The 14654-nt window shown below is 62.0% G+C and carries 11 protein-coding genes and 3 tRNA genes; 4 read left to right on the forward strand and 10 right to left on the reverse strand.

Going from position 1 to position 14654, the window contains the following annotated elements; genetic code table 11:
• Nucleotides 1-22 precede the first annotated feature (22 nt).
• A complete protein-coding gene (ansA, locus tag BN1133_RS14525; protein ID WP_050667214.1) occupies nt 23-1036 on the forward strand; it encodes an asparaginase in 1014 nt (337 codons plus the stop codon).
• A 51-nt stretch (nt 1037-1087) separates the two neighbouring features.
• Here ansA and BN1133_RS14530 read toward each other — a convergent pair whose 3' ends face one another.
• Together BN1133_RS14530 and BN1133_RS14535 are read right to left on the reverse strand one after the other, a co-directional pair.
• A complete protein-coding gene (locus tag BN1133_RS14530) occupies nt 1088-1366 on the reverse strand; it encodes a YeaC family protein (protein ID WP_050667215.1) in 279 nt (92 codons plus the stop codon).
• 15 nt (nt 1367-1381) lie between these two features.
• A complete protein-coding gene (locus BN1133_RS14535) occupies nt 1382-2815 on the reverse strand; it encodes a glyceraldehyde-3-phosphate dehydrogenase (RefSeq protein ID WP_050667216.1) in 1434 nt (477 codons plus the stop codon).
• Between the two features lie 201 nt (nt 2816-3016).
• Here BN1133_RS14535 and BN1133_RS14540 point away from each other — a divergent pair, with 201 nt between their 5' ends.
• Nucleotides 3017-3820, forward strand: coding sequence for a DUF2989 domain-containing protein (locus BN1133_RS14540; RefSeq protein WP_050667217.1), 804 nt, complete (start codon nt 3017-3019; stop codon nt 3818-3820).
• 29 nt (nt 3821-3849) lie between these two features.
• Here the strand turns inward: BN1133_RS14540 and msrB are convergent, their stop codons facing one another.
• The 4 genes from msrB to malQ all read right to left on the reverse strand — a co-directional run bounded on the left by msrB (nt 3850) and on the right by malQ (nt 10848).
• On the reverse strand, nt 3850-4236 hold the full coding sequence (gene msrB, locus BN1133_RS14545) for a peptide-methionine (R)-S-oxide reductase MsrB (protein WP_050667218.1): 387 nt from the start codon (nt 4234-4236) through the stop codon (nt 3850-3852).
• Nucleotides 4237-4314: 78 nt separating this feature from the next.
• Nucleotides 4315-6399 carry a glycogen debranching protein GlgX gene (gene glgX, locus BN1133_RS14550; protein WP_050667219.1) on the reverse strand — a complete coding sequence of 695 codons (2085 nt, stop codon included), beginning with the start codon at nt 6397-6399 and terminating at the stop codon, nt 4315-4317.
• Entirely contained in the window at nt 6399-8579 is a 2181-nt protein-coding gene (gene glgB, locus BN1133_RS14555; RefSeq protein ID WP_050667220.1) for a 1,4-alpha-glucan branching protein GlgB, read from the reverse strand. Before glgB ends, glgX begins: the two co-directional genes overlap by 1 nt.
• Before the next feature lie 79 nt (nt 8580-8658).
• Nucleotides 8659-10848, reverse strand: coding sequence for a 4-alpha-glucanotransferase (gene malQ, locus BN1133_RS14560; protein WP_050667221.1), 2190 nt, complete (start codon nt 10846-10848; stop codon nt 8659-8661).
• 323 nt (nt 10849-11171) lie between these two features.
• Between malQ and gap the strand changes: the two genes are divergently transcribed.
• Nucleotides 11172-12167, forward strand: a complete 996-nt coding sequence (gene gap / locus BN1133_RS14565) for a type I glyceraldehyde-3-phosphate dehydrogenase (protein WP_050667222.1) — start codon at nt 11172-11174, stop codon at nt 12165-12167.
• 84 nt (nt 12168-12251) lie between these two features.
• Nucleotides 12252-13118 carry a D-hexose-6-phosphate mutarotase gene (locus BN1133_RS14570; protein WP_050667223.1) on the forward strand — a complete coding sequence of 289 codons (867 nt, stop codon included), beginning with the start codon at nt 12252-12254 and terminating at the stop codon, nt 13116-13118.
• 48 nt (nt 13119-13166) lie between these two features.
• Here BN1133_RS14570 and nadA read toward each other — a convergent pair whose 3' ends face one another.
• The 4 genes from nadA to BN1133_RS14590 all read right to left on the reverse strand — a co-directional run bounded on the left by nadA (nt 13167) and on the right by BN1133_RS14590 (nt 14634).
• Nucleotides 13167-14228 carry a quinolinate synthase NadA gene (gene nadA / locus BN1133_RS14575; protein WP_050667224.1) on the reverse strand — a complete coding sequence of 354 codons (1062 nt, stop codon included), beginning with the start codon at nt 14226-14228 and terminating at the stop codon, nt 13167-13169.
• A 115-nt stretch (nt 14229-14343) separates the two neighbouring features.
• Nucleotides 14344-14419: transfer RNA gene (locus BN1133_RS14580), tRNA-Lys, on the reverse strand.
• A 44-nt stretch (nt 14420-14463) separates the two neighbouring features.
• Nucleotides 14464-14539 (reverse strand) — tRNA-Val (locus BN1133_RS14585).
• A 19-nt stretch (nt 14540-14558) separates the two neighbouring features.
• A tRNA-Lys gene (locus tag BN1133_RS14590) sits at nt 14559-14634 on the reverse strand.
• Nucleotides 14635-14654: the final 20 nt, after the last annotated feature.

Raw genomic sequence — 14654 nt, forward strand, 5'->3', positions numbered from 1 at the left:
CCAGCCCACACGAGGACAGCTTGTGAAGAAGTCCATCTACATCGCCTACACTGGCGGCACCATCGGCATGCAGCGCTCCGATCACGGCTATGTGCCGGTGGCCGGCTTCATGGAGGATTGCCTGGCCCGCATGCCCGAGTTCCATCGGCCGGAGATGCCCGACTACCACATTCACGAGTACAGCCCCCTCATCGACTCCTCCGACATGACGCCGGCCGACTGGCAGCGCATCGCCGAGGACATTAAAGGCAACTACGACCACTACGACGGCTTCGTCATCCTGCACGGCACCGACACCATGTCGTTTACCGCCTCGGCCCTCTCCTTCATGCTCGAGGATCTTGGCAAGCCGGTCATCATCACCGGCTCCCAGATCCCGCTCGCCGAGCTGCGCTCCGACGGTCAGCAGAACCTGCTCAACGCCCTCTACATCGCGGCCAACTACCCGATCCACGAGGTGACCCTGTTCTTCAACAACCAGCTGTTTCGCGGCAACCGCAGCAAGAAGGTACACGCCGACGGCTTCCACGCCTTCGACTCCCCCAACTATCCGCCCCTGCTCAACGCCGGGATCCACATCCAGCTGGAAGCGGGTGAACTGGGTGAACCGAGCGGTAAACCGATGCGTCTGCACGACATCACTCCCCAGCCCATCGGCGTGGTGACCCTCTACCCCGGCATCTCCGCCGAGGTGATCGCCAACATACTGCGCCAGCCGGTCAAGGCGCTGATCCTGCTCTCCTTCGGGGTTGGCAACGCGCCCCAGAACCCGCAGATGCTGGATCTGCTCTCCGAGGCTTCGTCGCGGGGGGTCATCATCGTCAACCTGAGCCAGTGCCTGCACGGCATGGTCAACATGGGGGGCTACGCCACCGGCAACGCCCTGTCGCGTGCCGGGGTCATCTCGGGCTTCGACATGACCGCCGAGGCGGCCCTGACCAAGCTCCACTTCCTCTTGAGCCAGGGACTGGAGCCGGCCCAGATCCGCGAGCTGATGCAGCGCTCCCTGCGCGGCGAGCTGACCAGCCCCCTCTGACCCGTCCATACGAAAGGGGGAGCCCATGGCTCCCCCCTTTTCATTGCCGGATCACAGGTCGCCGAAGCGGCCTATCTCCTCGGCCTCATCACGAAACAGCCGTTTGAGCTCGCTCTTGCTCTTCATGACGATGTTGCCATCGGCCCCGATGTTCATGTGCTCGGGGTCGGTGAGGTGCAGCGCCTGCCACGCCATCACGGCCTGCAGCGAGGTGGCTTTCTGCTCCTCGCTCAACACCCGGCCATCGGGCCACTTGCCCAGCTCCACCGCCGTGCGCAGCCGCTCGTACACCTCCTGCGGCATGTCGGCAATCACCTGTTGGAACGACATGAACTTCTCCTTGTGTCAGGCCGGCAGATCCAGCCGGCTAATGCCGGCCATTTTCTCCATGACCCGCACCACCTGGCAACTGTAACCGAACTCGTTGTCATACCAGACGTAGAGGACGCAGTGATCCCCCTCGGCGATGGTGGCCTGGGAGTCGACGATGCCGGCGAAGCGCGATCCCACCATGTCGGAGGAGACCAGCTCGGTGCTGGCACTGAAGTCAATCTGGCGGTGCAGGGGAGAGCTCAGGGCCGCCTCTTGCAGGGTGGCGTTGAGGCGCTCGCGATCGACCTCCTGCTCCAGGCTCAGGTTGATGATGGCCATGGAGACGTTGGGGGTCGGCACCCGGATGGCGTTGCCGGTCAGCTTGCCCTTGAGCTCGGGCAGCGCCTTGGCCACCGCCTTGGCGGCGCCGGTGCTGGTGAGCACCATGTTGAGCGCGGCGCTGCGGCCGCGACGCTCGCCCTTGTGGTAGTTGTCGATGAGATTTTGATCATTGGTGTAGGAGTGCACCGTCTCCACGTGACCGTGGCGAATGCCAAACCTCTCCTGGATCACCTTGAGCACAGGGGTGATGGCGTTGGTGGTGCAGGAGGCGGCGGAGATGATGCGATCCCCCGGCACGATCGCCTCGTGGTTGACCCCGAACACCACGTTCTTCATCTCCCCCTTGCCGGGAGCGGTGAGCAGCACCTTGGCGGCACCACGGGCCTTGAGGTGTTCGGACAGACCCGCCTCGTCACGCCAGGCGCCTGTGTTGTCGACGATGAGGGCGTTGTGAATGCCGTAAGCGGTGTAGTCGATGTCAGCCGGACTGTTGGCGTAGATCACCTGGATCAAGGTGCCGTTGGCGATGATGGCACTGCGCGTCACATCCACCTCGATGGAGCCGTTGAAGGGGCCGTGTACCGAGTCGCGGCGCAGCAGGCTGGCGCGCTTCTCCAGATCGCCCTCGCGGCCACCGCGCACCACGATGGCGCGCAGACGCAGCGGGTTGGCGGCACCGGTACGCTCCACCAGCAGGCGTGCCAGCAGGCGGCCGATGCGGCCAAAGCCGTAAAGCACCACGTCGGTGGGCTCGGCCAGAGGAGCGCCGGCCAGGGCCGGGGCCAGCTCGCGGCGCAGGAAATCCTGCACCCCGGCGACGTCCTGGTGATCCCGCCAGTAGGCGACCGCCAGCTTGCCGAGATCCAGCTCGGCGTTGCGCGGGGCCAGCTCGAAGATGGCATGCAACAGGGGGAAGCTTTGCTGGAGGGAGAGGGGTTGGCCTTCGTGGCGGCGGACGACCCGGTGGGCCTTGAGGATATCGATGGTGGAGGCGTTGTGCAGTGGGCGTCCGTAGACAGTGATCTCGACCCCCTGTTGGCGGTAGAGGCGGCCAATCAGGGGTTGCATGGCTTCGGCGAGCTCCTGGCTCTCCTGCCACGCCATCAGGTGATGCTCGTGGGTCATGGGTGGGCAGATCCTTTTATTTCACGTAACCGTTTGTATTTATGTATTTTTACTCTTCATCAAGCCCGGATCACGGCAAGCTGGTTATACTCGTTGTACCCTGTGTCTCCAGGCCTGAATACGGCGCGCGCATTGTAACCAAGATGCAAACGATTGCCAACAAAGGCGTTACCTGGCCCGTTGTTTTACCAAGTGGATTTCATGGACAGACTCAAACCCTATCTCGTCGCCCTTCCTCTGCTGCTTCTGGCTGGCTGTGGAGAAGATGATCGACTGCACAAGATCTGCAACAACCACCCCAAGCTGTGCGAGGATCTGGCCGATGATGGCACCTGCCGTTACGACCGCACCAAGGTAATCCGGGCCCGCTACTATCTGGAGCAGACCGGGGGTGACAAGCAGAAGTACGATCTGATGAAGGAGCTGGAGGTCTACCTGCGCTGCATCGAGCACTCCACCAACATAGAGTACAAGAACAACAAGGAGCGCAAGAGCCCCAAGGTCGAAGGGATGCTCACCGCCCATCAGCAGCTGGCCCAGCTGGATCTGGAGACCCGCAGCTCGGACAACCCCTGGCTGCTGCTGTGGCACTGGACCAACAACACCAACGACGTGGCCCGGCGCAAGTTTCTCGCCCTGGAGGGGAGCCCGGAGCTGGAGCACCCCGAGTTACAGATGGCACTGGCCGGTCTCTACTCACGCACCCACCCGGACAAGGCGATCGATCTGATGGAGCACGCCCTCACCCTCTATCGGGAAGGGGACACGGTCAATGAGCGGCTGATCACCTCCCTGAGCACCCTCTACATGGGGCAGAAGCGCTACGACATGGCCTACCTCTGGGGTCAGGTAAGCGAGTCCTTTCAGGGGGCAAACGGGGTGAACACCCAGCGTCTGGCCATCTACTCCCCCCTCGGCAAGGAGGAGCTGGCCAAACTCGATGAGCGAGCGCAGCGGATCGTCGAGGCCCTCAAGCTGGGAACCTACCAACGCTCGATGGAGTAAAACACGCGGGGCCCCATGGCCCCGCACGCTTATTCCTGATCCCGAAAATCGAGGCTCAGGCTGTTGACGCAGTAGCGCTGCCCCGTCTCGGTCGGCCCATCGTCGAAGACGTGGCCCAGATGCGAGCCACAGGCCTGACAGGTGATCTCTATCCGCTCCATGCCGTGGGAGCGATCCCGGGTGTATTCCACCCTCCCCGGCAGCGCCTGATCAAACGAAGGCCAGCCACAGCCGGAATCAAACTTGGCACTGGCGTCAAACAACACGGCCTTGCAGCAGGTGCAGAGGTACTCCCCCGCCTTGCGGTTGTGTAGCAGGGCTCCGCTGTAGGGACGCTCGGTCCCCTTCTCCCAGCAGACGTGGAACTGTTCCGGCGTGAGCTGCTCACGCCATTGGGCGGGATCGTTCTTCTTCATGATGCGTTCTTGTCGAGGTAGGGTTCCCGCCCAGCATACCCTCGCCGGGCGGGTGATGAACAGCCAGCAAGGGCAGGGTTATTCCAACACCATGGGCACCTGGGCGGCGCCGCTGACCCGTTTGCGCGCCAGCAGCTTGAGGGAGTGGCAGCGACCGACGGCCACCTGTCGCTTGATGTCGTCGGGCAGGAAGGGGAGACCATCATTGGTGGCGGTATCGATCGTCTGCACCCACTCCATGCCCACCCCGGGTGAGGGGAGGCGGAACTGGATGTCGTAGTCGCTGGCGTTGAACAGCACCAGCCAGCGCTCCCCCTCCCCCTCCATCAGCCCCACATCCAGGGCAAAGGCCTGGGCCATGGGCGCCGACCAGTCCTGCTCGGTCAGCACATGGCCATCGGGATGGAACCAGCTCACCTGATGGCAGGCCACCGTCTCTCCATACCAGTTCTCTCCCTTCAGGCGCAGATCACGAAACACCCGGGAGCCGGCGCGCAGGGCCAGCATCTGGCGGGTGAAAGCGAGCAGTTTCTCGTCATCGGGGGAGAGCTGCCAGTTAACCCAACTGATGCGGTTGTCCTGGCAGTAGGCGTTGTTGTTGCCGAGTTGGCTGCGTCCCATCTCGTCACCAGCCAGCAGGTGCGGCGTCCCCTGGGAGAGCAGCAGGGTGGCGATGAGGTTGCGTTTCTGCTGCTGGCGCAGGCTGTTGATCCTGGGATCCAGGGTCGGCCCCTCCACCCCGTGGTTACAGGAGAGGTTGTGGCTGTGGCCGTCCCGGTTTTCCTCTCCGTTCACCTGGTTGTGGCGCTGGTTGTAGGAGACCAGATCGTCCAGGGTGAAGCCGTCGTGATAGCAGAGAAAGTTGACGCTGGAGTGAGGTGAGCGCCACCCCTTGGGAAAGAGGTCCCGCGAGCCGAGCAGTCGGGTGGCAAAGTCCCCCATGCGCCCGGCGTCACCACGCCAGAAGCCGCGCACCGTGTCCCGGTAGCGATCGTTGATCTCGCTCCACTGGCTCGGGAACTGCCCGAGTCGGTAGCCAAAGGGGCCAATATCCCAGGGCTCGGCGATAAGACGGGCGCCACTGAGTACAGGATCCGCCATGATGGCCTTGAAAAAGGCGCCCATGGGCTCGAACTCGTTCACCTCCCGGGCCAGGGTCACCGCCAGATCGAAGCGAAATCCATCGACCCCCATCTCGGTCACCCAGTAACGCAGGGCATCGAGCACCAGGCGCAGAGCGTTGGGATGATCCAGGTTGAAGCTGTTGCCACAGCCAGTCACGTTGAGATGGCGCTGATAGTCGGGGCCATGGGGCCCCTGCTCGAAGGCATAGTAACCGGCGTTATCGAATCCCTTGAAGCTGAGCATGGGACCATCGGCCCCCCCCTCGGCGGTGTGGTTGTAGACCACATCCAGAATCACCTCGATCCCGGCCCGGTGCAGCTCACGCACCATGGTCTTGAACTCGGTGACCGCATCACCGCAGCCATAGCGCGGCTCGGGGGCAAAGAAGGCGATGGGGTTATAGCCCCAGTAATTGGTGAGCCCCAGCTTCTCGAGACGGGGCTCGGCCATGAAGGCGGCCACCGGCATCAGCTGCACCGCCGTGACCCCGAGTTCGGTCAGGTGATCGATCATCACCGGGTGGCACATCCCCAGATAGGTGCCGCGCAGGGCCTCGGGTATCCCGGGGTGGAGCCGGGTCATCCCCTTGACGTGGGCCTCGTAGACGATCAACTCATCGGGAGCATGGGCTGGCTTCGCCACCCCCTGCCAATCGAAGTCGCCGGCCACCACCAGGGCGCAGGGCACCATACCGGCGCTGTCACCCTCGTAGTGTTCATCACGCCATACCAGAGGGTGGCTGAGGGCCCTGGCATAGGGGTCGATCAACAATTTCTGCGGGTCGAACAGCAGACCGCTTTGGGCCTCGCCATGCACCCGATAGCCATAGCGCTGGCCAGCCATCACCCCTGGCACATAGCCATAATGGTGCTGGCCAACGGTACGCGGCAGGGGGAGACGTGCACACTCCTCCCCCCGTTCGTCGAACAGGCAGAGTTCAACCCGGCTGGCACCGGAGGCCCAGACGCCGAAGTGGCATCCCTTGCTATCGGGATGGGCGCCCAATCGGGTGCCCGTCCCGCTCTCCATCACAAACATCAAGACTCCTGTTTGAGGAACAAGGTCGACAGGGGGGGCAGGTTGAGCACTATGGAGTGCGCCATCCCCTGCCAGGGCGTCGGCTCTGTTTCGAAACGCAGGCCGCCCACATCATAGTTGCTGCCCCAGTAGTATTCACTGTCGGTGTTGAGGGCGACCACCCAGGCTCCGGCATGGGGTACGCCGACCCGGTACTGTGCCCGCGGAACCGGGGTAAAGCTCGAGACGCAGACCAGGCTGCTCTCTCCCTGCGGGTCGGTGCGCAGCATGGCGAAGACGCTCTCGTCCGCATCCTGATGGTCGAGCCAGCGAAAGCCCTCCTGCTCGTAGTCACCCCGATAGAGGGCCGGCGCCTGACGATAGAGACGGTTGAGATCGCGGATCAGCGCCTGCTGACCGGCATGCTTGGGATACTGGAGCAAATGCCAGGCCAGCTGGGCATCGTGATTCCACTCGTTCCCCTGGGCCAACTCGGTCCCCATGAAGTTGAGCTTCTTGCCCGGATGGGCGTACATGTAGCCCATGTAGGCGCGCAAGTTGGCCGCCTGCTGCCACTCGTCACCCGGCATCTTGTAGAGCATGGAGTGTTTGCCGTGTACTACCTCGTCGTGAGAGAGCGACAGGATGAAGTTCTCGTCGTAGTGGTAGACCATGGAGAAGGTCATGTCGTTGTGGTGATAACGACGATGGACGGGCGCCTTCTGCATATAGGTGAGGGTGTCGTGCATCCACCCCATATTCCACTTGAAGCCAAAGCCCAGGCCACCGAGGAAGGTGGGACGCGAGACGCCGGCAAAGGCGGTCGACTCCTCGGCGATAGTCATGGCGTGCGGGTACTTGCCGTAGACCTCTTCGTTGACCCATTTGAGCAGGCTGATCGCCTCGTAGTTGTGGTTGCCACCGTCGACGTTGGGCACCCACTCCCCCTCGTTACGGGAGTAGTCCAGATAGAGCATGGAGGCGACCGCATCGACCCGCAGGCCATCGATATGGAACTTGTCGAGCCAGAACAGGGCGCTGGCCACCAGGAACTGGCGCACGGTATCGCGGCCAAAGTCATAGATGTAGGAGTTCCAGTCCGGGTGCCAGCCACGACGCGGATCCTCGTACTCGTAGAGCGGCGTGCCATCGAAGCGGGCGAGGCCATGGGCATCGGAGGGGAAGTGGGCAGGCACCCAATCCAGAATCACGCCGATCCCGGCCTGGTGGCAGCAGTCGACGAAGTGCTTGAAGTCATCGGCACTGCCATAGCGGCTGGTCGGGGCAAACATGCCGGTGGGCTGATAACCCCAGGAGCCGGTGAAGGGGTGCTCGGAGACCGGCAACAGCTCGATGTGGGTGTAACCCATCTCCCTGACATAGTCGACCAACTCCACCGCCAGCTCGCGCCAGCTCAGGCTGTCGCCGTTGGGATGGCGTTTCCAGGAGCCGGCGTGCAGCTCGTAGATGGAGAGCGGCTGCTCGCGCTTGTCGTTACGCTGGCTCTCCTGCCAGTCGGCATCCTGCCACTGATACTGATCATGGTCATAGACCACGGAGGCAAACGAAGGGTACTGCTCGCTGTAGAAGCCGACCGGATCGCTCTTGTGGGGCAGACGCTGACCGGCGGGATCCTTAATCTCGAACTTGTAGCGCTCACCGGCCTTGAGACCGGGCACAAACAGTACCCAGTGGCCGCACAGGGTACGCTCCATGGGGTGGCGACGCCCGTCCCACAGGTTGAAGTCACCGATGAGACTGACCGAGGTGGCACTGGGGGCATAAACGGCGAAGCGTACCCCCTCGACCTGACGCTCGAAGTGGGTCACGGTGCGCAGTTGGGCACCCAGGGTGTGATAGAGATGTTCCGGTGCCTGGGTCAGTTCGTTGATGCCGTCGAAGGCGGCGGCCTGGAATTGATAGGGATCGAGTCGTTCGATGCAGCTGCCGTCCGGGTAGTGGAGCTCGAGCAGATAGGGGAAGAAGAGTTTGCGGCGGGTGAAAACAGTTTCAAAAAGGCCCGGTTTTTCGGGGGTCAGGGTCGCAATCCATTTACCTGACTTGAGATCCTTGACCCTTATCTCACTGGCATCGGGCTGCCAGAGGGTCAATTTCAGACCGGCACCGTCCGGATTGGTGTGCAGGCCTAGATGAGAGAAGGGATGGGGACACGCGGCACTGGCCAGACGTTCAACAGGCATCGAGATTTCCTTTCATGACGAAACACCCGCCCCGGCACAGGCCGGGACGGGGTCAACTGCTTGACGATTACGAGGGGCCTCAACGGCCGGCCTCATCACGGGCACGGCTCATGCGCTGAGCCAGTCCCTTGAGCGCCTCATCGGCAAAAATATCCTCCAGGTCGCGAGAGAGCTTGCGGCGCCAGTTGGGGTATTCGCTGCTGGTGCCGGGCACGTTGACCGGTTTGTCCATCTCCAGCCAGTCTTCCAGCTGGGTGCTGAACAGGGCGCAGTGGCCGCGCGACATGTGGATCTGCATGCCATGGTTGAGCTCGGTGTTCATGCCGACCCAATTGACATCCTTGCTGATGGAGTCAGAGATCACCCCATGACCATGGAGGCTGTCAAGGATCCGTTGCTTGGCCTCGTGACGATCGGCGTAGAGGCGGGCCAGCACCTGCTCGTCCGGATAGAGGCCAAGCTGCTTGCCCAGGGCCAGATCGTCGCAGTGCCAGAAGCCACGCAGGGTCGGCATGTCGTGGGTGGTGAGGGCTGACATGGCCTGCTCGGCGTAGTGGGTCGGCGAGAGGAAACCACCGTCCTCCTTGGAGCGCTCGAAGAAGAACACCTTGTAGGAGTGAACCCCGTTCTCCTTGAGGGTGACATCGATCCCCTCCGGCACGGTACCGAGATCCTCACCAATGATGAGGCACTGGTTGCGGTGGGACTCGAGAGCCAGGATGCCCAGCAGATCGTGCACCGGATAGTAGATGTAAGCGCCCTTGGCGGCAGACTCTCCGGGCGGTACCCACCACAGGCGCAGCAAGGCCATCACGTGGTCGATACGCAGGGCGCCGCAGGAGCGCATGTTGGAGCGGAACAGATCGATCATCGGCTGATAGGCCGCATCGAACAGTTTGCTCGGGTTCATGGGGGGCAGGCCCCAATTCTGACCCAGGGGACCGAGGATATCGGGCGGCGCACCAACCGAAGCCTTCGGGCAGTAGAGATCCCGGTTGGCCCAGATCTCGGTGGAACCTTCGGAGACCCCCACCGCCAGATCCCGGTAGATCCCCATCACCATGCCGGCACGCTTGGCGCGCTGATCGGCGGCCGCCAGCTGCTCATCGGCAACAAATTGCAGGTAGAGATAGAAGGCCACCTCTTGCTGGTGAGCGGCGATCCACTCCTCAACCTGGGGGTTATGGTAATCCTTCAGCGCCTCGGGCCACACCGGCCAACCCCAGGCGTTCTCACCCTGGGCATAGAGGCTGGCCTGAATGGCATCGAAGGTGGCCTGCTGACGCAGGCTGTCGCCACCGGCGGCGACGAAGGCATCGAGGGCGGCGCGGCGATCGTCACTCAGGGTCGCCTGTGCGAACACCTTCTGCAGCATGGCCATCTTGGTGGTGATGACACCGCTGTAATCCACATACTCCTTGGCCCGCAGCTCGGCCAGCTGCTGCTGGAAGGCGGGGCTGGCCACTTCAGCCTTGAGGAGGGCATTGGCCTGGAACTCGGGCAGCGCCTCTACGTCGATGTAGGCCAGGTTCAGCCAACGACGGGAGGAGGGGCTGTAGGGGCTGGCGCTCTCGGGGTTGGACGGGTAGAGGGCATGAATGGGGTTGAGACCGACGAAGTGCGCACCCCAGAGGGCCGCCTTCTCGACCAGCTGGCCCAGGTCGCTAAAGTCACCGATCCCCCAGTTGTGGCGGCTGCGCAGGCAATAGAGCTGCACACTCGGGCCCCACACCTTGCGCCCGTTGGCGATGGCCGCCTGTTTGTAACAGGCTTTGGGCGCCACGATGAGACGCATCTGGCCGAGGGGCTCGTCGTTGCCCTCTTCACCCAGGGTCAGCTGGTGATAACCCATGCCTGGCTCAACCGGCAGGGCAACGCGATAGGCCTGACACTCCATCTCACCGAACTGGGCCACGCCCACGAGTTCGCCGTCGATGGGAGTCAGGGTACCGGTCAGTACCTCTCCCGCTTCCAGGGCCAGAGTCCAGACCAGGGCGTCATTGACAAATTCGATGGGCAGGCGCAGTTCGAGCACGACGGGCTCGCCGGTGCGCACCACCATGACGGGATCCAGCGGACGCAGCCACTGCTGCTTGTGCTCTTCTTCCAGTTGGGTGGTCAACGCGGCGTCGTCGTCGACCCGATAGCCCATGGCACCCAGCATGGCTGCCTTACTCTCTTCCGATACCAGGGCCGGATTGCCCCAGGCATCGACGTATTCGCTGGCGATGCCTTTGGCGGCGGCCAGCTGTTCGATCAGGGTGGTCATAGTGGAGAATTCCCGCTGTGGATTCTTACTAAGTCTGTATGAGTCTTTTTGTTTTTTGTCTTGAAGTGGGCAGGGACAACAGGCGCCATCCTAACCGCTGGACTATTTTACATATCTGCCGTTTTCGTTATGTGACCTGGTAGGCACTATTGTCGTCACGCTCTGTGACAGCTGTACGGTTTGGTTACATAAAGAGAAAATTAATTTCACACTTTTTCATGACTTAGCGCAATTTCGGGCGCGATCCAGGTTGACTACCCGGGGAGTTCTAGTAAATTTACAAGCGGATTTTTCTTTGACTACTTAAAGTTGGGTAACCAAGTATGACTATCAAAGTAGGTATTAACGGTTTTGGCCGTATCGGTCGTTTCGTATTCCGTCTGGCTTGCGAGCGTTCTGACATCGAAGTGGTTGGTATCAACGACCTGATCGACGTCGATTACATGGCTTACATGCTGAAGTACGACTCTACCCACGGTCGCTTCAATGGCACTGTTGAAGTCAAAGACGGCAACCTGATCGTTAACGGCAAGACCGTTCGCGTGACTGCCGAGCGTGACCCGGCCAACCTGAAGTGGGACGCCATCGGTGTTGACGTTGTTGCCGAAGCGACTGGCCTGTTCCTGACCGACGAGACCGCCCGTAAGCACATCGCTGCCGGTGCCAAGAAGGTCGTTCTGACCGGTCCGTCCAAGGACGCTACCCCCATGTTCGTTATGGGTGTAAACCACGCCACCTACGCTGGCCAGGACATCGTTTCCAACGCTTCCTGCACCACCAACTGCCTGGCCCCGATCGCCAAGGTTCTGAACGACACCTTCGGTATCGAGTCCGGTCTGATGACCACCGTTCACGCTACCACCGCTACCCAGAAGACCGTTGATGGTCCGTCCGCCAAAGACTGGCGCGGTGGCCGTGGCGCTGGCCAGAACATCATCCCCTCCTCCACCGGTGCTGCCAAGGCTGTTGGCGTGGTTATCCCGGAGCTGAAGGGCCTGCTGACCGGTATGGCTTTCCGCGTTCCGACTCCGGACGTTTCCGTTGTTGACCTGACCGTTAACCTGAAGAAGGCCGCTACCTACGCAGAAATCTGCGAAGCCATGAAGGCCGCTTCCGAAGGCGCCATGAAGGGCGTTCTGGGCTACACCGAAGACGAAGTGGTTTCCAACGACTTCATCGGTGAGCGTCAGACCTCCGTATTCGACGCCAAGGCCGGCATCCAGCTGACCGACAAGTTCGTTAAAGTTGTATCCTGGTACGACAACGAAATGGGCTACTCCAGCAAGGTTCTGGACCTGATCGCCCACATCTCCAAGTAATTGGAGCTGTAAAGCGCTATAAAGAGAGGCGGCCACTGGCCGCCTTTTTTATTTCCCGCGACAGACAGATAAGAAGGAGCCCCCATGCTCACCGATCGCACCCTGACCCGCTACGTTACCCAGACCAGGAGCGAGGCTGGCCTGCCTCTGCTCACGATCAACAACGAGGTCGCCCACTGCGAGATCAGCCTCTACGGCGGCCATGTACTCACCTATGGCCGCCATGGAGAGACGCCGTTGATCTGGCTGAGCGACAAGGCCCTGCTCGACGGCAGCAAACCCATTCGCGGCGGCATTCCCCTCTGCTGGCCCTGGTTTGGCCCGGCACCGGCCAGGGTCGGCAGTGGCAAGCCTTCCCATGGCTTCGCCCGTACCAGCCTGTGGACCCTGGACGGAGTCTCGGATCACGAGGATGGCACCCTGGTCCACCTCTCCCTGCGCGACAGCGATGCCACCCGAGCCCTGTGGGATCACAACTTCGAACTCGAACTCGACATCCTGGTCGGCCGTGAACTCTCTCTGGTGCTGACCACCCGCAACACGGGCGAGACACCACTGGTCTACAACGGCGCCCTGCACACCTATCTGCAGGTGGGCGCCCCCGAGCAGGTAAGCGTCATCGGCCTGGGCGAGCCCTACCTCGACAAGCTCAGCAACGAAGCGGCTCGCCAGCAGGGCCCCCTGCCCCTGACCGCCGCCATGGATCGCATCTATCAGGCCCCTGAGGCGGTGGTGAAGGTGCGTGACGGGGATCGCTGCATCGAGGTGGTGAGTGGCAACCACGACAGCGTGGTGGTATGGAACCCCTGGCGCGAAGGCGCTGCGGCCATGGCCGACATGAGCGATGACGGCTATCGCACCATGCTCTGCGTCGAGGCCGCCATCACAGCGGAGGCCGGAATCACCGTCGAGCCCGACGAGGAGCACAGCCTCTCCACCGTGATTTTGTAATCCAGTTACAACAAAAAGGGCGCCATGTCGGCGCCCTCTTCATTTCTGTCACACATTGCCCTTGGGATTCACTCTCAGGGCTGCGGCGAAGTCCAGCATGCGATTGAGCGGTACCATGGCCTTCTCGCGCAGGGCGGCATCAACCTGGATCTCGTGTTGCGCCGCGTTCCCGGTCAGCGCCGACTTGATGGCAACCAGGCCGTTCATCGCCATCCAGGGGCAGTGGGCGCAACTGCGGCAGGTGGCACCATCGCCACCGGTCGGCGCCTCCACCATCTCCTTGTCCGGACAGGCCTGCTGCATCTTGTAGAAGATGCCGCGATCGGTGGCCACGATCAGCCGCTTGTGGGGCAACTCTCGAGCCGCCTTGATGAGCTGGCTGGTCGAGCCCACCGCATCGGCCAGCTCGATGACCGAAGCCGGTGACTCCGGGTGTACCAGTACGGCGGCATCCGGATTCTGCGCCTTCAGGTCACGCAGGGCACGCGCCTTGAACTCGTCGTGCACTATGCAGTGACCCTGCCAGCGCAGCATCTGTGCCCCGGTCTTCTTCTCGATATAGGCTCCCAGATGGCGATCCGGTGCCCAGATGATCGGCTTGCCCAGGCTGTCGAGGTGCTCAACGATCTCCAGCGCAATGCTGGAGGTGACCACCCAGTCGGCACGCGCCTTGACCGCCGCCGAGGTATTGGCATAGACCACCACCACATGATCCGGGTGGGCGTCGCAAAACGCGGTGAAGGTGTCCACCGGGCAGCCCAGATCGAGGGAACACTCGGCCTCCAGCGTCGGCATCAGGATCTGTTTCTCGGGGCTCAAGATCTTGGAGGTCTCCCCCATGAAACGCACGCCGGCCACGATCAGCGTCTTGGCCGGATGCTCCTTGCCGAAGCGGGCCATCTCGAGGGAGTCACCGACGAAGCCACCGGTTGCCTCGGCCAGGGCCTGGATCTCGGGATCCGTGTAGTAATGGGCCACCAGGACGGCATCGCGCTCGACCAGCAGGCGCTTGATCTCTGCGACCAGTTGCTCGCGCTCAGGGGCGCTCAGGGGGGCGGGCTTGGCCGGGAAGGGGTAGTCCATCTCGACGGCCGGAGGGAGTGTGCTCATTGCTGCTGTTCCATCATGCTGTGCATGGGGCGCATTATACCCTTGGGGGTGGGCAATCCGGCAATAAAAGAGCGGATATGAAAAAGGCCTGCATCACTGCAGGCCTTTGTAGAGATGGTGGGTCGTGCAGGATTCGAACCTGCGACCAATTGATTAAAAGTCAACTGCTCTACCGACTGAGCTAACGACCCACGCAATGCGTGGTGACCGGAGACTTCGCCATCCGCGTCAAAATTGGTGGTCGCTACTGGGATCGAACCAGTGACCCCCTCCTTGTAAGGGAGGTGCTCTCCCAGCTGAGCTAAGCGACCTGGGATACTGCTTTAAAAGTGGTGGGTCGTGCAGGATTCGAACCTGCGACCAATTGATTAAAAGTCAACTGCTCTACCGACTGAGCTAACGACCCACGTTGTACCGGGTGACCGG

Origin of the sequence: Aeromonas schubertii (assembly GCF_000820105.1) — a bacterium.
GTDB lineage: Bacteria > Pseudomonadota > Gammaproteobacteria > Enterobacterales > Aeromonadaceae > Aeromonas > Aeromonas schubertii.

Excerpts from the sequence above, each read along its gene's own strand:
- BN1133_RS14530 (WP_050667215.1), bottom strand. The coding sequence starts at position 1,366 with ATGTCGTTCCAACAGGTGATTGCCGACATGCCGCAGGAGGTGTACGAG.
- BN1133_RS14535 (WP_050667216.1), bottom strand. The coding sequence starts at position 2,815 with ATGACCCACGAGCATCACCTGATGGCGTGGCAGGAGAGCCAGGAGCTC.
- BN1133_RS14540 (WP_050667217.1), top strand. The coding sequence starts at position 3,017 with ATGGACAGACTCAAACCCTATCTCGTCGCCCTTCCTCTGCTGCTTCTG.
- msrB (WP_050667218.1), bottom strand. The coding sequence starts at position 4,236 with ATGAAGAAGAACGATCCCGCCCAATGGCGTGAGCAGCTCACGCCGGAA.
- glgX (WP_050667219.1), bottom strand. The coding sequence starts at position 6,399 with ATGTTTGTGATGGAGAGCGGGACGGGCACCCGATTGGGCGCCCATCCC.
- glgB (WP_050667220.1), bottom strand. The coding sequence starts at position 8,579 with ATGCCTGTTGAACGTCTGGCCAGTGCCGCGTGTCCCCATCCCTTCTCT.
- malQ (WP_050667221.1), bottom strand. The coding sequence starts at position 10,848 with ATGACCACCCTGATCGAACAGCTGGCCGCCGCCAAAGGCATCGCCAGC.
- gap (WP_050667222.1), top strand. The coding sequence starts at position 11,172 with ATGACTATCAAAGTAGGTATTAACGGTTTTGGCCGTATCGGTCGTTTC.
- BN1133_RS14570 (WP_050667223.1), top strand. The coding sequence starts at position 12,252 with ATGCTCACCGATCGCACCCTGACCCGCTACGTTACCCAGACCAGGAGC.
- nadA (WP_050667224.1), bottom strand. The coding sequence starts at position 14,228 with ATGAGCACACTCCCTCCGGCCGTCGAGATGGACTACCCCTTCCCGGCC.